At 36.6% G+C, this 21,292-nt stretch carries 17 protein-coding genes; 3 read left to right on the top strand and 14 right to left on the bottom strand.

Annotation, left to right across the window (positions count from 1 at the left end; genetic code table 11):
* Position 1 precedes the first annotated feature (1 nt).
* The 6 genes from V7Q04_RS00160 to dnaA form a co-directional block, all read right to left on the bottom strand.
* Positions 2-1,213 (bottom strand): HD domain-containing protein, encoded by a 1,212-nt coding sequence (locus V7Q04_RS00160; RefSeq protein ID WP_333802907.1) that lies wholly within the window; start codon positions 1,211-1,213, stop codon positions 2-4.
* The gene (queF, locus tag V7Q04_RS00155) at positions 1,207-1,602 is read right to left on the bottom strand and encodes a preQ(1) synthase (protein ID WP_333802906.1); all 396 of its coding nucleotides are present in this window, start codon (positions 1,600-1,602) and stop codon (positions 1,207-1,209) included. The genes V7Q04_RS00160 and queF overlap by 7 nt, the downstream gene beginning before the upstream one ends.
* Entirely contained in the window at positions 1,599-3,014 is a 1,416-nt protein-coding gene (locus tag V7Q04_RS00150; RefSeq protein WP_333802905.1) for an EAL domain-containing protein, read from the bottom strand. Before V7Q04_RS00150 ends, queF begins: the two co-directional genes overlap by 4 nt.
* Positions 3,014-5,326 (bottom strand): DNA topoisomerase (ATP-hydrolyzing) subunit B, encoded by a 2,313-nt coding sequence (gene gyrB, locus V7Q04_RS00145; RefSeq protein ID WP_333802904.1) that lies wholly within the window; start codon positions 5,324-5,326, stop codon positions 3,014-3,016. Before gyrB ends, V7Q04_RS00150 begins: the two co-directional genes overlap by 1 nt.
* A 116-nt stretch (positions 5,327-5,442) precedes the next feature.
* Positions 5,443-6,510 carry a DNA polymerase III subunit beta gene (gene dnaN / locus V7Q04_RS00140; RefSeq protein WP_333802903.1) on the bottom strand — a complete coding sequence of 356 codons (1,068 nt, stop codon included), beginning with the start codon at positions 6,508-6,510 and terminating at the stop codon, positions 5,443-5,445.
* 156 nt (positions 6,511-6,666) lie between these two features.
* On the bottom strand, positions 6,667-7,992 hold the full coding sequence (gene dnaA, locus V7Q04_RS00135) for a chromosomal replication initiator protein DnaA (protein WP_333802902.1): 1,326 nt from the start codon (positions 7,990-7,992) through the stop codon (positions 6,667-6,669).
* A 159-nt stretch (positions 7,993-8,151) separates the two neighbouring features.
* Here dnaA and ruvC point away from each other — a divergent pair, with 159 nt between their 5' ends.
* A complete protein-coding gene (gene ruvC / locus V7Q04_RS00130; protein ID WP_333802901.1) occupies positions 8,152-8,625 on the top strand; it encodes a crossover junction endodeoxyribonuclease RuvC in 474 nt (157 codons plus the stop codon).
* A gap of 101 nt (positions 8,626-8,726) precedes the next feature.
* Here ruvC and thyX read toward each other — a convergent pair whose 3' ends face one another.
* From thyX to fliK, 5 genes are all read right to left on the bottom strand, one after another.
* On the bottom strand, positions 8,727-9,341 hold the full coding sequence (thyX, locus tag V7Q04_RS00125; RefSeq protein WP_333802900.1) for an FAD-dependent thymidylate synthase: 615 nt from the start codon (positions 9,339-9,341) through the stop codon (positions 8,727-8,729).
* A 56-nt stretch (positions 9,342-9,397) separates the two neighbouring features.
* Entirely contained in the window at positions 9,398-12,214 is a 2,817-nt protein-coding gene (gene flgE, locus V7Q04_RS00120; protein ID WP_333802899.1) for a flagellar hook protein FlgE, read from the bottom strand.
* Between the two features lie 87 nt (positions 12,215-12,301).
* Positions 12,302-14,071 carry a flagellar hook-basal body complex protein gene (locus tag V7Q04_RS00115; RefSeq protein ID WP_333802898.1) on the bottom strand — a complete coding sequence of 590 codons (1,770 nt, stop codon included), beginning with the start codon at positions 14,069-14,071 and terminating at the stop codon, positions 12,302-12,304.
* 11 nt (positions 14,072-14,082) lie between these two features.
* Positions 14,083-14,778 carry a flagellar hook capping FlgD N-terminal domain-containing protein gene (locus V7Q04_RS00110; protein ID WP_333802897.1) on the bottom strand — a complete coding sequence of 232 codons (696 nt, stop codon included), beginning with the start codon at positions 14,776-14,778 and terminating at the stop codon, positions 14,083-14,085.
* Positions 14,779-14,799: 21 nt separating this feature from the next.
* The gene (gene fliK, locus V7Q04_RS00105) at positions 14,800-16,374 is read right to left on the bottom strand and encodes a flagellar hook-length control protein FliK (protein WP_333802896.1); all 1,575 of its coding nucleotides are present in this window, start codon (positions 16,372-16,374) and stop codon (positions 14,800-14,802) included.
* A gap of 318 nt (positions 16,375-16,692) precedes the next feature.
* On the opposite strand from fliK, the gene typA reads away from it, so the two are divergent.
* Both typA and V7Q04_RS00095 read left to right on the top strand, forming a co-directional pair.
* The gene (gene typA / locus V7Q04_RS00100; protein WP_333802895.1) at positions 16,693-18,492 is read left to right on the top strand and encodes a translational GTPase TypA; all 1,800 of its coding nucleotides are present in this window, start codon (positions 16,693-16,695) and stop codon (positions 18,490-18,492) included.
* Positions 18,493-18,680: 188 nt separating this feature from the next.
* Positions 18,681-19,133 (top strand): flagellar basal body-associated FliL family protein, encoded by a 453-nt coding sequence (locus V7Q04_RS00095; RefSeq protein ID WP_333802894.1) that lies wholly within the window; start codon positions 18,681-18,683, stop codon positions 19,131-19,133.
* Here V7Q04_RS00095 and V7Q04_RS00090 read toward each other — a convergent pair.
* The 3 genes from V7Q04_RS00090 to pyrE are packed head-to-tail and all read right to left on the bottom strand — an operon-like array spanning position 19,117 to position 21,291.
* The gene (locus V7Q04_RS00090) at positions 19,117-20,208 is read right to left on the bottom strand and encodes an MFS transporter (RefSeq protein ID WP_333802893.1); all 1,092 of its coding nucleotides are present in this window, start codon (positions 20,206-20,208) and stop codon (positions 19,117-19,119) included. The genes V7Q04_RS00095 and V7Q04_RS00090 overlap by 17 nt on opposite strands.
* 6 nt (positions 20,209-20,214) lie before the next feature.
* Entirely contained in the window at positions 20,215-20,676 is a 462-nt protein-coding gene (locus tag V7Q04_RS00085) for an RDD family protein (RefSeq protein ID WP_333802892.1), read from the bottom strand.
* Positions 20,677-20,682: 6 nt separating this feature from the next.
* Positions 20,683-21,291, bottom strand: coding sequence for an orotate phosphoribosyltransferase (gene pyrE / locus V7Q04_RS00080; protein WP_333802891.1), 609 nt, complete (start codon positions 21,289-21,291; stop codon positions 20,683-20,685).
* Position 21,292: the final 1 nt, after the last annotated feature.

The raw sequence follows: 21,292 nt of genomic DNA, 5'->3' as shown, positions 1-21,292 counted from the left end.
CCTAAACTCCCAAATACTTCTCAATCTCCAGCGCCAATTCATAAAAATCAACCGTACCAATTTTGCCTTTTTCTTTCAACTTATTGCGAATATGCTCTTTGCCCTGTATCAGCTCTTTAGACCTAACGCCATGTGAAATAGAGAGCGTTGCTTCGATAAATGCAGCTAAATTATCACAATTTTTGAGTGCTTTTCCATCAATAGCATTGTATTTATCTTCATTGTAAAGAGAAACATCTTCAACCATTTTGATTTCATGTTCATTGATCCGGTTCATAAATTCATCTTTTTGATTATCACCGTACAGACCCAAAAGATATTTAAACTCTTTTACCAATCCCTCGGGAAGATAAGGGAGGATTTCTTCTTCAATCATCTTAATCTCAAACTCACTGATAATATCATCTAACCCACTCACCGAATACTTCACTGGAGAGATGATGTCACGGGTAAGCGCTTCAGGAAAATCGTGAAAAAGTGCGCAAAAAAAGTTATTTGCAAGACGTCCATCGCATGCTTTAGTGGAAAGTGAATAGAAATAACCCAAAATGGCAACAATGAGCATATGCCCTAATACAGAAGTTTCCGGAATACGTGGTGTTTGTGCCCAACGCTTTTGAAAACGAAGTCGTCCGCTTAAATCAACAATTTTGGAGATTTTTTTATTCATTGCCATTTTACGAACACTGATAAGTTCGTAATAATCCTCTATTTCCTCTTCAACAGCATCTTTTACACGATCAATATTGTTAAGAAATTGGCTGGTTTGATAGACAATCGAAAATTCCCAACGTGTTGCCATATACGAAGCTGCTTTAAGAACAAAACGCTCTTTTTTGTACATAGAGCTATCACTCAGATACATTTTAAAACGCTCGTAAAAAGCACCTTCTTCAATATCATTTAGTGAATCATACAGTTGTTCTAACACCCAAGTGTTAATCTCTTTTTCTTTTTTTTGAAGTGCTTTACGAAAAACATCAGGGCGAATGTCGGTAACAACCACACGACGTAAAAATTCAAAAATACCCGCTTCAATTAAAGAGCGCATATCAATGCTCTCTTTGGGTTCCATTTTCGCAATAAAATAGGCGATGATGAACTTATGCGCTTGTTTATCAAGCTCCACCAACTCGACCATGCGCGGATAATCATTCCAACGCTGAATCGAAGCAGCCCCAAAGAACTGCTCTATAAGTTTAGGACTTAACACGAACTCTCGTTTCGTACTTGTTTTGAGTCAATTTCAATCACCGTATGTACATTGCCTCTAGGATTAAAATCTGCAACAACTTTAAGCCATTTTGGCTTAAGCTTTGAATCCAATAGATCATAAATTTCATTGGCACTATTCTCATGGCTAATGTTACGATTCATAAAGCTATTGATGTAAAGCTTGATTGCTTTAAGTTCAACTACAAGCTCATTGGGAATATAATCAATATAAATTGTTGCAAAATCAGGGTACCCACTTCTAGGGCATAAACAACAAAACTCAGGCAATGTAAGTTTAATCACATAATTTTTTTTGTGTTGATTTGGCCAGATTTCTAAATCTTTTTCAACATCAAATTCTTTAATAATTTGTTCACCGTATTTCATAAAATATCTCCTAGTATATGTTCTAAATTTTTTGGTTTTGAAATAAAAAACCCTTGTATAAAGTCAGGTTTAAACTCTTTCATTTTTTCGAAATGTACCTCTTTATCAACAAATTTTACCATACTTTGAATGCGAAGTGTTTGTATAAGTGAAACATAGTGTAAAAGAAGCTGTTGATACTTTGCATCATCGATTTTTTTAGTAAATTCAATATCAAATTTTACTAAATCAATGGGTAATTGTTTAAGGTATTCAAAACCACAATTATTCCCACCAAAACTGCCAAGTGCTATTTTAAAGCCCACTTCTTGATAACTTTCAATAATCTCTTTAAAACGGTGTATATTCTCATAGCTTTTTTGCTCTGTTATCTCCAGTATAAAACGATGAGGATCAATTCCTTTTTGTTTAAAAAGATTTATGAGGTAGCGTTTGAAGTTTATATTTCGCAGTGTAACGGGTGTCACTTCAACACTAAAAAGTACTTTTTTTTCCATTAAAGGAGAAATTTCTTCCAGTAAAAATTCAAAGACTTTTTCATCAAATTCTCTCTCATACCCTATATGATTGACAATGCGTTGAATTTGCTGTTTTGAGAGTGATCCGTATGTTTGCGATTCTATACGCGTTAAAACTTCTAATAAAATAATTTGATCTGTTTGAAGTGATAAAGAAGGTTGATATTTAAAAAAGAATTTATGATGGTTAATCGCTTCATCCATCATCGCTTTAAACTGATTAACTTTAATATCGGGTATGGTTTCTTCACTCTTTTTTTGCGTTTCTATCAACATTAAAAGTTGTTCTATCACGTTATTGGGATTTTTATCGTATGCTGCATTTAAAAGCGAAAAAGTTACTTTCACTTCAATATTAGCAATACCCACATTTTGAATACTTTTAATAAAAATAGTTAAAAGATGACGTAGTTCACGGCTAGGATGTTTAACATAAAACAAAAAACTATCGTTGCTATATCTTCCAATAGCCACATTTTTAAAATGATGCTCTCGTAAAAATAGTTCCAACTTTTGAATAAATTGACTAAGAACCATATCACCGTTATTCGTTCCATAACGTTCGTTAATATCACTTAAATTATTGATATGTAAATAACTAATTGTAGTATTTTTACAATCCCCTATTTTAGCAATTTTAGCAATTATTTCACTTCTGTTAAATGTCTTTGTTATAGGATCAATCAATGTTGTTTGAAAACCATGATAAATCAGATATACCGTGTAATAAACATAAATGGGTATCAATAAAATAAAGAGAATAAAATCAATTGTAGTATGTGAAAAAAGTTTAAATGACTGTAAAAAAATGCCTATGAGAAGAAGAAAAGGAAAAGCGATTTTAAGAGCAATTATAAATCGATTTTCTCTCTCCTTTATCTCAGAATAGAGCATTAAACGTCCAAGTGTTTTACATCTTTAGCATGATCTTGAATATACTGACGGCGAGGTTCAACTTCATCGCCCATAAAAAGGGTAAAGGTTTCACTTGCTGCTTCTGCATCTTCAACTTTAACCTGCAATAATCGTCTATTTTCAGGATTCATGGTTGTTTCCCAAAGCTGTTCAGGATTCATTTCACCAAGACCTTTGTAACGTTGAACATAAGCACCTTTTTTAGCACTTTTTTCAATTTCATCTAAAACTTCAACAGGATCTTTGCCATCAAAGACATCAAAATCACGCTCTTGAATTTTAGTATAAATATAACGTGCCTCTTCATACAGTGGATTAGTATAAAACGTCTCATCTAAAAGGAGTTCTTCCAAACCATCTTTGGTTTGAATAAAGAGATGGATACCCTCATCGTTGATATAATGGTTCAAAATATTGTAACCAAGTGCTTTGATAAAGTTTTCAATTTCTACAAACAGTTTATCAGTTGGAAGGGTAATTAAATCTGGATTTTCAATCAAATAACGAATCACTTCAATCATTGAAAAACGTTTTTCAAGCTCTTTTAAGATACCACGATAGGCAGAGATAATTTTAAAGAAATCCACTAAATCAGGTGTACCAACACCTTCAATAGAGATACTATCCATACCTGATTCAATTAAAAAGGCATTCATTTCACTATCATCTTTCAGATAAATCTCTTTTTTACCTTTTTTATAACGATACAATGGTGGTTGAGCCAAATAAACATAGCCATTATCCACAACAGGACGTAGAAAACGGAATAAAAATGTTAAAAGAAGTGTTTGAATGTGGCTACCATCGACATCCGCATCGGTCATAATGATAAGCTTGTGATAACGAAGTTTTTCTTCATTAAACTCTTCACCAATACCACAACCAAGAGCCGTAATCATATTTTTAATCTCATCCGATTTCAAAATTTTATCTAAACGACTTTTTTCAACGTTAAGAATTTTACCTTTAAGAGGTAAAATCGCTTGGAAAACACGATCACGTCCTTGTTTTGCAGAACCGCCCGCACTATCGCCCTCTACAAGATAAAGTTCACAAATAGACGGATCTTTACTTTGACAATCTGCTAACTTTCCAGGAAGCGTACCGATACTCATGGCATCTTTACGGCGTGTCAAATCTCTTGCATTTTTAGCCGCTTCTCTACCACGTGCTGCCGCAAGTGCTTTGTTCATAATGGCTTTTGCTTCGATAGGGTTTTCTTCAAAATATTTAACGAGTTGCTCATAAACCAATTTTTGAACGATTGGTTTAACGTAAGAGCTACCCAATTTACCCTTTGTTTGACCCTCAAATTGAGGCTCAGGAACTTTAACACTTACAATAGCGATCAAACCTTCACGAACATCATCGCCTGTGATTTTGACATCTTTTTCACGAATACCTGCATTTAAAGAGATATAGTTAGTAATGGCACGTGTTAAACCCGCTCTAAAACCACTTTCATGCGTTCCACCATCAATGGTTTTAATATTATTTACAAATGAATAAAGAATTTCGCTATAAGTTGAGTTGTACATCATAGCAACGTCAACTTCAACATCTTCAACACTTGCAGTGTAGTGAACAGCTTCAGCTACTTTTTCTTTTTTGTTAAGATCTAAAACAAACTGCTTAATACCACCTTCAAAATGATAAACTTCAGAGCGTCCATCTCTTTGATCTTTAAGTTCTATGGTTATTTTTGGATTAAGATAGGCAAGTTCTTTAAAACGTGTTTGCAAAATTTCAAATTGGAACTCGGTTGTCTCAAAAATTGTACCATCTGGCCAAAATTCAATCATTGTACCTGTACGATTGGTTGTTTTAACGACATCAAGAGGTGTTTGAGGAATACCCGCAGCAAATTCTTGACGATGCTCATTTCCTTCACGTTTAATCGTCGCAACGAGTTTTGATGAAAGGGCATTTACAACTGAAACACCAACACCGTGCAAACCACCACTTACTTTATAGGTATCTTTATCAAACTTTCCACCTGCGTGAAGTACGGTTAAAACAACCGTAGCTGCTGACATGTTTTCGCCCTCATGCCAACCAACAGGAATACCACGACCGTTATCGGTTACAATACATGAACCTTCACGAGTGAGTTCTACTTTAATTAAATCACAATAGCCCGCCATTGCCTCATCAATAGAGTTATCAACCACTTCATAAATAAGGTGATGAAGACCGTTGATATTGGTATCACCAATATACATACCCGGACGTTTTCGAACTGCTTCAAGACCTTTTAGAACTTTAATATTGTCTGCACCGTAAGTACTCATATTTTCTCCACTTCTTATTTGTAATTCTTTAATACGCTTTTAAAGCAAAGCTCTAAAAGCTACGCTAACGCTAAGTTCACTTGATCAGTGAACTCACGCACTATGTGCTTAATTTTTTAAATCATAATTGGCATAACGATGGTTGTAAAGTTATCACTCTCTAAAGTGAATGGCAAACCACTATCATTAAAACCTAAGGTAAAGTTACTATTTTCGATATTAGATAAAAAATCTAAAATATAACGACTGTTAACTGCAAGGTAAATATCACTATCTAACCCTGTTTTAAAATCAATTTCTGTCTTTGCTTCAATATTATCATCATTTAAACTTTCAAAGACAATTTTTTCAGGTTTGAAAGTGATTTTAATTTCAGGAGAAATAATTGAAATTTGTTTAATAGCATCCACCATAGATTCACGATTGAGTAAAATTCTGTAGTTTTTATTCTTAGGGATGATGCGTTGGTAATCAGGAAATTTTCCATTGATAAGTTTAGTATAAAATGTAAAATGAGCTGATGAAGCAATAAGTGTATTTTCATCGTAAAAAATTTCAATATTATCAAAAAAGAGTTTTTGAATTTCGCTGATTGCTTTTTTAGGAATAATAAGTGTAAAGTTATGTTCAGTTGGTTGTTCAATTTGTACAATAGCTAAGCGTTTAGTGTCAGTAGCTACTAAATTGATACTGTTATCTTTAATATCAATTAAAGAACCATTAAGTTCAAATTTTGGATTGTTGTTATCAATTGCTGGAGCTATTTTTTTAATAGAACGAACGAGTGTGTTGCTATTGATGTCAAATTTAGGCTTAGCGTCAATTTGTGGGAAAAGTGGGAAATCAGTAGGGCTTAGCATCGGGAGTTTAAATTTAGAGCTATTCTGTTTGATATAGAGGTAATCATTGATTGTTTCTAAAACGACTTCGTCATCTTTTAAACCTTTAATAATATCCAGAAGCTTTTTACCATTAGCTGTTGCACTACCAGAAGTAACGATTTTTATTTCAGGTGTGTGGTAACTTAAACCGATTTCATAATCAGTTGCTTTAATTTCAAATTGACTCTCTTCAGTGATTAATAAAACATGAGATGTAATTTGACTCAAATCTTTTTTTTCTAAATAAGGTTGAATGTTTAACAACATGTTTTCGAGAATGCTTTTTTTAATCGAAACTTTCATAGAGTCTCCTTTTATTATTTAATTTAAAGATAGATGAAGTAGTAGATTGGGATGAATTTGTGAAAACATCAATATTATACCTCAAAATAGGGATTATTGGCGTGAAAGATTTGTTGTGAGTTTTTCACATCTCGTCACACTTGTTATTAAAACTTTTTACATTTGCTTCGTTAAGATTTTATTTTTTAGATCTTCAACTTTGAGTTTGAAAGATTCATTGGTATCAATTAGTTCATTAATTTTTTTAATGTTATGTGAAACAGCTGTATGATCTTTCATTCCAAAATATGCTGCTAACGATGGCATAGAATTTGGTGTAAGTGTTCGCGCTAAATAAATACCAATACGTCTAGCTTCTACGATGTTTTTGCTACGTTTTGTTGATTTTATTTCACTTGGTTTAATATTGAGATCTTTGGCAATAATTTGAATAATATCTTCAAGACTAATATTTTCACGACGTTCTTTAATCTGTTCGCGCATAACATTTTTTGCAAAATCAAGGGTAATTTCTTGACGCATAAGCGATGCATAGGCATTGAGGTTAATGATAGCACTTTCAATTTCGCGAATATTGTCGCCCATATTAGCTGCGATATAATTGACAATATCACTGTTAAGATTAATACCATCGAGTTCACACTTCTTTTTGATGATGGCAATTTTAGTTTCTAATTCTGGTAATCCAATATCAGCAATCAAGCCCCATTCAAAACGACTTTTAAGACGATCTTCCAGTCCATTAATCATCTTTGGCGGTTTATCAGACGTTAAAACAATCTGTTTGCCCGCAGAGTGGAGTTCATTGAACGTATGAAAAAACTCTTCTTGTGTTTGAATTTTATTGGATAAAAATTGTGTATCGTCAATGAGTAAAACATCGCAGTTGCGGTATTTTTCACGAAAACGATCCATAGATTGGTTTCGTAGATTGTAGGTAAAGTCATTCATAAACTGTTCAATCGTCGCATAAATAACAATTTTGCCTTTTGCTTGAGCATAATTTCCAATCGCATGAATAAGGTGAGTTTTACCGAGTCCCGTAGGTCCATAAATGAAGACGGGGTTATACATTACACCTGGTTTTTCAGCAATGGATTTAGCGGCGGTGTAAGCGTATTGGTTGGAGCTTCCCACAACAAAGCTATTAAACGTATAAGATGGATTTAAAATAGTGTTTTTAGTGCTTTTAATGGAATCAATTATTTCAACAGGTGTTGATTTAGCTTTGGTTGATTTTAGATGTTCTTTAAGAACAATTTTGACTTCAGGTTTTTTACCGGTTTTGAGTTCAAACAGATGGGCAATTTTGTCAGCATATTTTGTTCTTACCCAATTTGCAATGAGAATATTGGGAGCAAGAAAGACCATTTGGTCGGAGTTAGAGGCTTTTTCATGGAATTTTAGTTGTTTAATATAGCGATCATATTCTAAAGAAGAGATCTCTTCTTTTAAAAGTTCTATGACATTATCTGCTAGCAAACACACTCCTTAAAAAAGTCTTCACCCTGTGAATAACATGTGAATAAGTTTGTTTTATTTTATCTAAACTATTATTAGTTATATGTTAAAGCGGGTATGGGTATAATGTGAAGAAAGTTATTCACCCTGTGAACAAACATGTGAATAAAGGACAAAAAATTGGTTATTTTAGGAATTGATCCAGGTACTCGTAATTGTGGCTACTCCATACTTAAAAAAGAAAAAAACAGTCTCATTTTGATTGAAGCAGGGCTTATAAAAATCAAAGAAAAGATGCTTCAGCATCAGATTATGGAATTGGTTGAGGGACTTGATACCATCTTTAAACAACATACCATTGATGAAGTTGCTATTGAAGATATTTTTTATGCTTACAATCCTCAAACGGTCATAAAACTAGCCCAATTTAGAGGGGCTCTAAGTTTGAAAATTTTACAAACCATTGGAAATTTTAGTGAATATACTGCGCTTCAAGTGAAAAAAGCAGTTACTGGTAATGGAAAAGCAGCCAAAGAGCAAGTGGCGTTTATGGTGAAGAAGATTTTAGGAATCAAACAAGAGATAAAACCTTTGGACATTACAGACGCTATTGCCATAGCCATCACGCATGCCCAAAGGGTTAAAGTTGTTTAAAACTATTGATACGTGCTTAAAGCGAAGCTTTAAACACTACGTTAACACTGGGTTTTCTTCGGCAGAAAGCCCACGCACCTTTGGTGCTTTTTTATAAAACTCTAATCATTAATTTTAATGTTAAAGAGGTATTTGTGATCTTCTGGTAATGCATCGTAAAGTGCATGGGCTAGATTTTGAATTTCCCAGAGTGCGCTTTTGTCACTTCTAAGGGTTAAAAAGTTTTGAAGGCTTCTGGCATTAACTGTCCATGTAAGTTCGGTCTTATAGCTCTCTGGAAGGCAGTATTTTGCCTTATCGTTGCTAATGCCTTCTACGAGTACCAAGCGAAGGTTTTCGAGGGCTTTGATGCTCATCTCATCTACCATCTCCACACCTGTTAAAACGAGGTACTTTGAGGCACGTTCCACATCTTTACATGTAAAAGTCTCTTCGTTCTTTAACTCTTTGAGTGTGTAGCGTGTAGATTTGACGGAGAGTGAAGCCATACGGTGACGTGCCAGCTCTTGAAGCAGGGCACGGGAAACGCCTTCGATGTAGAAGTTATACACCAAATGCTCTAGGGTTGAGGCGTGTTTAAATTTATTACCAACACGATCAATGAGTTCTTTGTCTTTTTCGCCACCTTCGTCGCTTTTGTCAAAACTTTGCCAGCAAGTACGAATAGCATCGGCACAAATGAGTAGGGGAGTGTAGTGGTTAAGTGTGATTTTCATGTGTTGAGTCCCAAGAATATTTTGGGACTCATTGTATTACATGTAAGCTAAAACTGTTATTTGAGTTGGAGAAGGGTGTTCAGCATTTCATCTGAAGTTGTAATCGTTTTTGAGTTGGCTTGGTAACCTCTTTGGATGACGATCAACTGTGTTAAAGAGCGTGAAAGATCCACGTTACTCATCTCAAGCGAGCTTGATTTGATGGAGCCTTTACCACCTGTACTAGCTTGACCGATAATAGGGTCACCTGAGTTTGATGTTTGAGTAAAGCAGTTACCACCATCACTTTCCAAACCACCGTTGTTGGTAAATGTTGCCATGGAAACTTGTGCTAAACCGAAACTACGTCCATTGGTAAAGCTACCGATGATAGTACCTGTTTCATCAACGCTGATACCATTGAGGTCACCACCAGCATAACCATCTTGGCTGATGCCGCTAACACTGGATGTTTTATCAAAGCTTGTTACACCATCCAATTGTCCTACCGTACCAAAATTGAGTTGGACATTTTGGTTTGCCGTAGAGCCATTGTTGGCTGTAAATGTTAGGTTTCTAGGTGTGTAGGTTGACAATGAACCATCCGAGTTAAACTGGATAGAACCTGTGACGACGTTTTTAGGGCTTTGACCGAGGTTGATGTCGCCAGGTTCTGCAACAGAAATGGCTACTGACCACTCTGTACCACCTGTTGCTGTGAAGCCTGTTTTAGTATATTGGAAACGAATGGTATGTTTTGAACCCAGTGAATCATAGATATCAGTACTGGATGCAAGGCTTGCTGTATAAATACCTTGTGAGGTACGTGTTGCAGTGCCACTTTGCAGGGTTCCTCCTATAGAGCTTAGTGTTGAGACAAATTTATCATTTGCAGAGATATTCGTTCCATCTGTCATACTTGTTATGGTCAAGTATAAATCATGGTCATCTTCGGATAAAAAGTTTGTTCCTTTGGCAAGTGTTGACGTTGTTGTTGTCGATGGTATAATATAATCTGATGTTAAAGCACCCGATACAGTTGCCGATGATCCTTGTGGAATAATCGATGTTGAAGTCATGGTACCACCACCTGGGATGGTTTGACCAGCATAGTAGGTTCCTGTACTTGTAGTGATGCTTCCATTAAAGCTTGATGCTAGGGTAATATTAGCACCTATGGTTGTACCCGCAAGAATAACAACATCACCCGTGGTTAAAGCTGTATTAAGCGTTGCAGCAGCAGCTCCTGTAGTAGCTGTTCCTATAATAGAGCCTTTAGGTATAGTAACATCTGCTGCTAATGGACTTAAAGCTATAGGAATGGGAGTGGTCGCGTTATATGTTGTACCACCAATAATAACATTGGAGGAAGGATAAATTGGTTCTCCAAAGCTTGTCCCTGTGGTAAAGAGTACATCGCCTTTTGCTAAAGCAGCCGTTAGTGAAGCTGAACTTCGTGGAGTAGATGTTAACGTAGTATAATCACCATCGTCTGAATTAAAAGCATCACCTTTTGGATTGGAGATGACATATTGACCTGCACTGTTAACGGTTATGGCAACACCATCATTGGCATCAGGGGTACCATCTCCTGTATAATCAACTCTGAGTCTAGCATCATATTGCATCGCTTCACGCAAATCCTCGGTGCTTGTGAAGGTACGCTCTTGAGCATCGCTGTAGGTATGGTTGGTACTTCCTGTTGTCTTACTATAGGTGTATCTATAGGCTGTGATAACATTGATATCTTCAAGCGGTGCATTGTTTGTTAATCGGTTTGTTAAAGATGAACTGGTTGCTGTTGTATCAATGGTTGCTTTGATGTTTTTTGTTGATTCGGTTGTTCCTGTACCGTTTTCGTTGCTAAGGGTAATGTAATTTCCAGCAGACACGGTTGCTGTAACACCGGTTAGTTTAGTTTGCGCATTAATCGCAGTTTCAATAGCCTGTGCTACAGCAGCGTTTTTCTCGGCTGTTGTGGCATAAGATGTGGTTGGTGTTGAAATGTCACCTGTGGAAATTTTTGTACCATTGATAGTCATGGTGAGTTTTGTGATATTAGTTGTTGTATCTGCTAGAACTTGCATTTTTTGAGACTGAGCTTTTGCATAACTTATCCATGCACCTTGACCATCGGTTAAATTAAGAGCCTTACCATCAGAATTAAATAAAACACCAAAGTCAATGCCTCTTTCATTGATTTGGGTGTCACTGTTGAACAAAGTATTGGCAGTATCATTTTCATCATGGGTTTCACCTGCATTTTCAATACCATCGTTGTTAAGGTCAACCCATCCGCTGTGAGAGTCTAAAGCGTAAATGGTTGTTTTATTTTTTCCAACATCAATACCAGAATCAAGATTGGCTTTAACTGTAACAACGGATGTTGCATTGGCAGGTGTTGTCAGTCCTGGTGGAATTGTAATATTGGAGATAGGTGAGGTTGTGTCTATTTGTCCAGTGGTTTCATTTTTTAACCATCCTTGAACGATGTACCCATTGGCATCTACAAAGTTACCATTGGCATCAAAGGCAAAATCGCCACTGCGGGTGTATTTGTAGGTTGTTCCACCATCCGGAGAAACGACATAAAAACCATCACCACTGATGGCTAAATCGGTTGTTTTATCGGTTGTTTCGATGGAGCCTTGTTTAAAAATTTTTGTGACGGAACTGACTTGTGTTCCAAGACCAATTTGTGTGGCATTTTTACCACCTAATTCACCTTGTGGCGCAGTTGCAATTGATACGGTCTGATTTAAGAGATTCGAGAAATTGGCTCTGCTGTACTTAAAACCTGATGTATTAACGTTCGCAATATTATTTGATTCAACGTCCATTGCAATTTGGTGTGCTTGCAATCCGGTAACGCCGGCCCAAAGTGATCTCATCATAGCGTATCCTTTTTAAAGTTACTGATTATTTTTATAAATTTCGTACAAAATGAAAGCAATTTTTATTCCACTAAAATGTCATTTACTTTAGCTTTTCATGTTGATAGCATTTTTAATAAGCTCATCGCTGGTGGTAATACTTTTAGAGCTAGCATCAAATGCTTTTTGAACGATGATAAGCTCTGTTAATGCTGTTGCCATACTGACATTACTACCTTCTAATTTGTTATTAAAAATGGTAGAACCTAGAAAACTTTCGCCATTTTTATTGGTATAAAAAATAGCTTTACCGCTATTAGCAGATTCTTCAAAAAGTGTTGCAGAATCTGATAATAGCCCTTGATCATTTTGAAAATGATAGATTGCAACTTTGGCGATAGCCGAGCTTTTACCATTGCTAAATTCTGCAACAACGTTACCGTTACTATCCATGGTATAGTCTGTTAAAAAGCCTTCCATAGAACCATTGGCTGTTACAACATTGGATTTTTTGATGGTGGTACTGGAAATGAGTCCATCATACTTACCAACTGTTCCAAGGTTTAGCTCTAAAGGTGTTCCTCCATTATTAAGCGCTGGTAGAGAGTTTGATAAGAGCTGTCCTGCCCCTCCAAATGTAAGTGTTCCCGTTTGTGTATCGACAATGTCATAGACTTTTTTGCTTGTAGTGTCGATATAATATTTTGTAGGGTCATAAATTTTTGTAACTGTACCTTTTGCTGTATCTACATTATAAACTGAAGGGTCGTATGTTTTTGTAGCATCGTAATTTTCAACAACATAATCTTCAAGATAACTTAGTATCTTAATACTAGCATCCCATGTGCTACCCGATGAACCTTGAGGAACTTGTTTTGTAAAGGTCATATCGATAATGTCTTTTGTACCATCGGGGGCAATGATTCCTGTAGTATAATGCTCAGTATTTGCAACTTCTTGCGTTGACGTAACCGAAACGCTTGCTGTTAAGTTTGAAGTGATATTTAAGCTACTCACATCTAAATTTGAAATACTCCATGTAAGAGAGGAATCAAGTTTTGTGGAAACTTTCTGTGTTTTCCCATCAATATCTGTGAATGTAATACTAACGGAGTCCCCTTCTTTAGGCTTTTGGAGAGCTACTGTATTACTTACTGTTCCATTCAGACTGGCTTTTCCTAAACTAGTTGGCGTTACTACTGCGGTATAATCAGCCACGTTAAGAGGTACAATAACAGCATCTGTGGTAATTTTAGGGTCAAGATTTGCACCGTAAGAGACTTTTGATGTTGCAATAGGTGGGTAGTATAGAATATCAGGTAATGTTACTTTTGTTTGTCCGCCAACGCTTCCCAAAGGAATATCTGTCATAGGTGTAACGGTATAGGGTGTTACGGGAGATGATGTTTGGGCCTTGTAATACGTTCCAAATTTAGCAAGCGTCGCTGCATCAAGCGAGGTAGGTATTATATTATTACCAGAAGTTGCCATAAGGTAATAACCATCAGCATTGACCAAAGAGCCTTTTCCATCCAGCGTAAAAGCGCCTGCCCGTGTGTAATAGGTTTTGGTCGTATCTTGCCCTTTAACACCAAACCAACCTTCTCCTTGAATAGCAAGGTCAAATGTGCTGTCGGTATTTTGAAGAATACCTTGCCCCATATTGAGGGCTGTTGTTTGGCTTTGCGCTCCAAGACCTTTATCGTTAGCATAAGAGGCATAAGCACCCGTCAGTGCTGTTGAAAAAAGGGATGAAATTTCTGGGCTACTGTATTTATAGCCATTAGTGTTTACATTTGCAATGTTGTTAGATTGGACATCCATGGCAAATTGTTGGGTCTTGATACCAGAAACACCATTGTAGAAAGAGCTATTCATTGGAGATCCCTTTATTTGTCATAAAATTCGACAACATCGCTCATAGCATAATATTTAGAACCTAACTTAATATAGGTTGCTCCTGAGTCATAACGTACGGATTCAACAGGATAAACACCAAATGCGGTTGTTTTTGCAGCACCCGTAGCGTCTAGATACGTTGCAGTAACACGATATGCTCCATCATCTAATTGTGAACCTTCATTAGATTTACCATCCCAGTCAAACGTTAAAACACCACTTTTACCAGCAGCTACCGTGCTAAGGTCAACGGTTTTAACAGTAGTGCCTTTACTATCTGCAATGGTAAGTGTACCCGTTTTAATTTCCGTTGGAAAATAGACTTCATAAGTTGATTTACCACCGGAGAGTGCAATAGCATCACTGCCGATGCTTCCCATTTTACCAATGACGGATGTTGCATTAGAGTTAACGCTCTGTTTGAGTTGTGCTGCTAAATTATCTAAAGCGGTGTTTGTTTTAGTGGATGATTCTAACGTAGCAAGCTGAGACGTTTGGCTTAAGATTTTATCGGAATCCATAGGACTGGTTGGGTCTTGGTGTTGAAGTTCTGTCAAAAGAAGTTTTAAAAAATCATCTTTTCCTAAAGTATCAGCACTTCCTGTTTTAGCTGCAGCTGTTGTTGTTGTCGAACTTGTTGCACCTGGGGTGATAATGCTTTCATAACCTTTTGTATTGATAGCCATCATGTATCCTTTACTTATATTTTATACGTATTGAGGAATGACAATCTCTAAAAGAGCGGTTTCATCCTCATTGAACTCTTCAAAGTTCCCATTGTTTTGTTTTTGGTTGTTCTGTTGTGGTTGTTCTTTATTGTTTTGATCGCTAAAATTCATCTCCAAATTGGTAAAGCCCATGCCAACAAGGGCATTTTTAACATCGTTTTGATTTTGGGTAAAAAGTGACATGGTTGTTGTGTTGGAAGAGATGTTGACATGTAAATTATTGCCACGTGTGAGCAAGGTAACATCAACGTCACCTAGATTTTTAGGGCTTAATGAGAGCTCTACTTTCATAATAGGCGGTTTATAGGCTTCTATTTTTTCTTTCAAGTCACTTGCAAATTGATTTAAACTCTCTTTTACAGGCGTATTTTTTACTGAAGTGTCTTGTTTTGCAGTTGCTTTGACATCCGTTTTTACGTCTTGTATGCTTTGTGTCTCTTCTGATGAGGTTTTTGTGGTGTCTTTTTCTTCTGTTTTTGCTATTTTTTGTATTTGTGTTGCCTCTTCACCTGTTGTATCAGTTGCTGTTTTATCGTTTTTAATCGTTTTTAAAACGGTATCTTGGGTGTCTTCTGTGGTCTTACCTAAAGCTTCTTTTTTAACTTCATTGACACGAGTGGAGGCTGTTTGAACAGGCTCTTCTGGCGTAATAACCTCTGTTGGTTCTGTTTGTGTTACCGTTGTTTTTTTAGTTTCATTGGTATTGACCACTTTTTGCGTTATGGTTTCAATCGGCGCTGTTGTTGCTTGAATGCTCTCTTCTTGCGGTGCTTGAAGTGCTTGTGCTAAAGTATTTTGTTGCTTTTCATTTACTATGATTGGCTCTTCGACAATAGGCATAGTATCTGGAACATTATTTTGTTCTACCACTTTTGGTGGTGTCGTTTTTGAAATAAGTTCACTTAACATTGAAGTCGGAGTTACGTCTGTTTTGGGAGGCTGCTTGTCTAAAAGGCTCATAATATTGGTAGTAGTTGCTTTTGTTGTTTCATTATTTTGCGAGTTTTGCGCTGTATCAAGTGCTGTTTGCAGGTCATTAAAAAAATTATTTTGCGCAAGTTTTGGAAATTTTGTTTGAAGGGTGTCTAAACTTTCTTGAGAGATTGAAAGTTTTTCTAAACCAAGGTTGTATTTTTTTGATAAATCCATCAAATCACTGACATTTTTTACATTAGCAAAATCTTGACGCGCGGTTTCACTTCCAAGAATTTTCTCTAACGTCGAAGAAGCTTTAAGTGTAGGAAAAATCGTTGTTTGAGAGTTTTGTTGAAGTGCATTAACAACGCTAAGTAAGTCATCTAAAAGGTGTTCATCCACACTTTTGGCTTCTTGATCGTTTGATGTACTTAGCTCAAGGTTTGGTGTTGTTGGAACCCCTTCTGCAAGATCCGTAAGTGAAACTTGTTTGCTTTCTTTGGTAAATTCACCAAGAATTACGGAAAAAAAACTTTCAGAAAAAGAGCCATCAAGACTATCAGTTTTAGGTGCTGCATTCGTAGAAGGCGCAAGAGTTGTAGGGCTTGGAGCCTGAACAAAGGAGAGTATATCTTGCATCGCCGTTACCTTGTTTTTTATTTTTCATAATGTTTGTCAAGCTAAGCTTGAGAAACTACGTTAGCCACTGGGGCACTGAAGCTTGCCTCTTTGAGGGAGAAATATCACCAGCCATTTTGAGTGCTTAGAGATAACTTCACACTTTTGATAAGCAATACTCATTCCAGTTTTAACCCAATGTGTTCAAAATTGATTTACATGTAAGGATGTTTTAATTTTAGTAAGAACGTGGTATAATGAAGCATATTTACTTCATCAAACTACACCAATCCCGTACGTTTTATATGAGATGTAAAAGTTATATTCGAGGAGAATTTTTTGCAAGAGTTTAGAAATATTGCCGTCATCGCACACGTTGATCACGGAAAAACAACCTTAGTCGATGAGCTGTTGAAACAATCAGGAACCTATACAGCACACCAAAAAGTAGAAGAAAGAGCAATGGACAGTAACGATCTTGAAAAAGAGCGTGGTATTACCATTCTTTCTAAAAATACAGCGATTCGTTATAAAGAGACTAAAATTAACATTATCGACACTCCAGGCCACGCCGACTTTGGTGGTGAGGTTGAGCGTGTTTTAAAAATGGTTGATGGTGTTTTACTTCTTGTTGATGCACAAGAAGGTGTTATGCCCCAAACAAAATTCGTTGTTAAAAAAGCATTGAGTCTTGGTCTTTGCCCAATCGTTGTTGTAAACAAGATTGACAAACCAGCGGCTGATGCTGAGCGCGTTGTTGATGAAGTGTTTGACCTTTTAGTGGCGCTTGGTGCCAATGATGATCAACTTGAATTCCCTATCATTTATGCAGCAGCACGCGATGGTTATGCAAAATACAATATGAGTGATGAGAATAAAAATTTTGAACCTCTTTTTGAAACAATCATCAAGCATGTTCCTGCACCTTCTGGTAAAGCAGAAAATCCACTTCAACTTCAAGTTTTCACCCTTGATTACGATAACTATGTTGGAAAAATTGGTATTGCACGTATTTTTAACGGAACCATTAAGAAAAATGAGACTGTGTTACTTGCAAAAGCAGATGGCGAACAAGTTCGTGGACGTGTATCGAAACTGATCGGATTTCATGGTTTGGATAGAATTGATATTAATGAAGCAGAGAGTGGTGACATCGTTGCTGTTGCTGGTTTTGAGACACTAGACGTTGGTGATAGTTTGGTTGATCCTGCTAATCCTATGCCACTTGATCCTTTGCACATTGAAGAGCCAACATTATCCGTTGTGTTTGGTGTTAATGATTCTCCTTTCGCGGGACTTGATGGTAAATATGTCACTTCCAATAAAATCGCTGAGCGTTTAGAAGCTGAGATGAAAACAAACATTGCGATGAAATATGAGAGTGCAGGGGAAGGTAAATTTAAAGTTTCAGGTCGTGGTGAGCTTCAAATTACAATTTTAGCTGAAAACATGAGACGTGAAGGTTTTGAGTTTTCTCTTGGACGTCCTGAAGTTATTATCAGAGAAGAAAACGGCGTAAAAATGGAACCATTTGAGCACTTAGTTATTGACGTGCCAGATGAATTTACGGGTGCTGTTATCGAAAAATTGGGTCGTAAAAAAGCAGAAATGAAAGCGATGAACCCAACAGGTGATGGTCAAACACGTATTGAGTTTGAAATTCCTGCACGTGGTTTGATTGGTTTTCGTGGTCAGTTTTTGACAGATACCAAAGGTGAGGGTGTTATGAACCACTCATTCTTAGATTTCCGTCCACTCAGTGGAGAAGTTGAACACCGTAAAAATGGTGCGCTTATCTCTATGGAAACGGGTACAGCTATGGGATATTCACTCTTCAGTTTACAAGAAAGAGGTACACTTTTTGTTGATGTGCAATATAAAGTTTACGCTGGTATGATTATTGGTGAACATTCACGTCCAAATGACTTAGATGTTAACCCTATTAAAGGTAAGCCACAAAGTAACGTTAGAAGCAGTGGTGCCGATGAAGCAATTAAACTTGTTCCACCACGCAAAATGAACCTTGAATTGGCGCTTGAGTGGATTGAAAATGATGAATTGGTTGAAGTTACACCTATCAACATTCGTATTCGTAAAAAATACCTTGATCCAACGCAACGTAAGCGTATGAGTCGCTAAGAAGTTTCTACCTGTAAAGATTTTGCCAACAGTCTGTTGGCAAAATCTTACAATTGCACTAAAAATATCAATACCTCACTATTCTTCTACTTCTTTATTCATTTTACGAAGCATTACACTAAACTATACTTTTAGCCGATATTATTCCATTATAAAAACTTAATGAAAAACTATGGAGTACCTATTCGATGTTTAATGAAAAACTACTCAAAATCTCTTTAGGGTTTATTGCACTGTTAATTGTTATTGGGTTTATTACAATCAATTATATGCTCAAGGAAGATAACACTCAATCATCTTATGAAACTGTTCCTGTCAAGAAAACGACGAATACCAGTACAGATGCCAAAGAAGTAAGTTTAGATACCATTTACATCAATATTAGATCGCAAAAATACAAAATCTTAAAAGCAGACATAGCATTGGTTTTAAAAAATAAAGCAGCTAAAAAAGCGATACAGGGCAATATGGACAATGTTCGTAACGCTGTATTGCAGTATCTTAATACCATGGATGCAAATGGTTTAGAAACCGTTAATGGAAAAGAGCGATTGAAAGAAGAGCTAAGTGATATGATAGAAAATACCTTTGGGTATCAGGTTGAGACGATTTATATTAAGAATTTTATTCTTTCCCCTTGAAAAGCATTAAGCTTCCAAGTGAAAGTAGTGCAACGAAACTCGTGTACAGGTAAAGATACTCACCATAAAAATACCCTGCAAGCAGTGCTCCTACAAAACCTCCTAACCCAAATGAAAAGCCATAGTAAAATTGAGCGGCTAGTTTTTTATGGGCATAGAGTGTATACAAAAGACTCAATGCTGCGGTATGATGGAGTGCAAAACTAAAGGCATGAAGTGATTGAGCGGCATAAGAAACAAAAAGAGATGAAGGAAATAGGAAGAGTAATAACCAACGAGATGCTGTTGCAAAAACACCAAATTTTACCAACGATAAAAGGCTAAAGCGCTGTAATAAGGGTGCTTGAAAATAGAACAAAACAATTTCGCATATAACGCCAAATGCCCATAAATAACTTGTGACTTCAAGACTGATACCATGCGCTGTCTCATAGATGGTAAAAAAGTTATAAAACCCTCCAAAACTTACTTGCATCAAAAACAGACTGATCCATAAATACTTTACATGTAAGAAGTTAAAAGCTTCTTCTTTGACAACACTTGAGGTCATAAAATGGGTATTGTTGTGTGTCAGCCAGTAGGCAAAAAAAGCAGTTAAACTGATTGCAAGAAGTAAATAATGCAGTCCATTGGTATAGTCCTCTAAATGACGAGCCAGAATAATACCTATGAGCATGAACCCAATGGAGCCGAACAGGCGAGACTTACCAAAACGTTCTTTTTGCAGATGCTCCATCGCGTAAGTTTCAATATAAGGCAGGATCATGCCTAAACAAGCACCTAAAAGCATATTTGGGAGCATAAAGAGATAGAAGTGATGAATGGTTGGGTAAAACATCACAATGGCAAAGAGTGCCCCACCAAGGGCTATGTAAAATACTTTTTGTGTTAGTTCAAAATGTTTAAGAAAGAAAAAAGGGACAAAAAAGCGCATCAAAGGCGCAAGCGCAAAGATGGCTCCGATATGCAGTGCACTGTAACCTAACATCTGTAAAATCTTAGGCATAAAAATAACATAAACGCCTGTTACGACAAAATAGAAAAAGAAAAAGCCAGAAATTTTAAAAAAAATCATGAATGCTCACTTGTAAATAGGAGCACTGCGACTTCCGAGATCATAAAGTGAAAGCTTGTCTTTACGCATGAGCGGTACGAAGATGCCAATGATAGTACACACAGTGAGAAGCATTAAAATATAGCGTAAAAAAAGGTGTGATACAGAAGTGCTTTGTCCTGTGCTAAGATCAATGAGGGTTAGATCATATGCTTTATAACCAGGGGTTTGACCACTTCGTTTTAGAAAAATGATAGTTACGATGCCATAAGGAATTAAAATAAGAAGCCAGCCTTGAAACATATGTGCCGCAAAGCCTTCACGGGAGCCATAAATCATATAAAAAATAATGTAGAGAATGGGCATCAACAGCATAAAAGAATCAACGACAAAAGCTTTGAATCGTTTTTGAAAAGGTGCGATGGCGTAAGAAGGCAAAGTGCTTTTTTGCTCTTTTCTGCCTCCTTTTTTAGTAGCTCTCCATCGCATTAAAATTTAGTTTCCTCTACTGCCTGGCTTGTGCGCAGTGCTTCCTTCTTTACATAAAGGGCATTCACTTGGTTCATAAATGTCAAATTCAAAATCAGCCAGTGCAAAAAATGGAGCATCATTTGGAAGTTTACAAGTAGGCTTACCTTCTAGGTTACTGCCGACACGTTTACAAAAACCGCGGTTTGCAAGGGCTGCAAAGCCAACAATAACGCCACCCATACTTTCAGCAATTTTAGCAGCTTCCAAAGCAGATCCACCTGTTGTGATGATGTCTTCACACACAAGGATTTTTTCACCTTTTTTGACTTCAAAGCCTCTGCGAATCGTCATTTCACCGTTGACACGTTCTGCAAAAATAAAACGTTTTCCAAGAGCACGTGCAAGCTCATAACCTGCTAAAACACCACCAAGTGCTGGTGAGCAGATAGTATCGATTTCAAGGTTAGACGCTTGAATCATTTTTGCTAATTCAACCGCTAGTTTCTCAGCTACTTTAGGATCTTCCAAAACTTTCGCACTTTGAAGATAATATCGGGAGTGTTTACCACTGCTCAGTAAAAAATGTCCCTCTAAAAGGGCATTGGCGTCTTTATAAATTTTTTCAACTTGCATA

Source organism: Sulfurospirillum sp., assembly GCF_036802865.1.
In the GTDB taxonomy this organism is placed as follows: Bacteria; Campylobacterota; Campylobacteria; order Campylobacterales; family Sulfurospirillaceae; genus Sulfurospirillum.
The sequence above is the reverse complement of the archived record's forward strand: the minus strand, read 5'-3'. Positions and strand labels throughout refer to the sequence as shown.

Coding starts and splice junctions, on each gene's coding strand:
- V7Q04_RS00110 (WP_333802897.1), bottom strand. CDS start 14,778: ATGGCTATCAATACAAAAGGTTATGAAAGCATTATCACCCCAGGTGCA.
- V7Q04_RS00085 (WP_333802892.1), bottom strand. CDS start 20,676: ATGCGATGGAGAGCTACTAAAAAAGGAGGCAGAAAAGAGCAAAAAAGC.
- queF (WP_333802906.1), bottom strand. CDS start 1,602: ATGAAATACGGTGAACAAATTATTAAAGAATTTGATGTTGAAAAAGAT.
- gyrB (WP_333802904.1), bottom strand. CDS start 5,326: ATGAGTACTTACGGTGCAGACAATATTAAAGTTCTAAAAGGTCTTGAA.
- V7Q04_RS00090 (WP_333802893.1), bottom strand. CDS start 20,208: ATGATTTTTTTTAAAATTTCTGGCTTTTTCTTTTTCTATTTTGTCGTA.
- fliK (WP_333802896.1), bottom strand. CDS start 16,374: ATGCAAGATATACTCTCCTTTGTTCAGGCTCCAAGCCCTACAACTCTT.
- V7Q04_RS00150 (WP_333802905.1), bottom strand. CDS start 3,014: ATGCTCTATTCTGAGATAAAGGAGAGAGAAAATCGATTTATAATTGCT.
- V7Q04_RS00095 (WP_333802894.1), top strand. CDS start 18,681: ATGTTTAATGAAAAACTACTCAAAATCTCTTTAGGGTTTATTGCACTG.
- thyX (WP_333802900.1), bottom strand. CDS start 9,341: ATGAAAATCACACTTAACCACTACACTCCCCTACTCATTTGTGCCGAT.
- dnaN (WP_333802903.1), bottom strand. CDS start 6,510: ATGAAAGTTTCGATTAAAAAAAGCATTCTCGAAAACATGTTGTTAAAC.
- flgE (WP_333802899.1), bottom strand. CDS start 12,214: ATGATGAGATCACTTTGGGCCGGCGTTACCGGATTGCAAGCACACCAA.
- V7Q04_RS00115 (WP_333802898.1), bottom strand. CDS start 14,071: ATGAATAGCTCTTTCTACAATGGTGTTTCTGGTATCAAGACCCAACAA.
- pyrE (WP_333802891.1), bottom strand. CDS start 21,291: ATGCAAGTTGAAAAAATTTATAAAGACGCCAATGCCCTTTTAGAGGGA.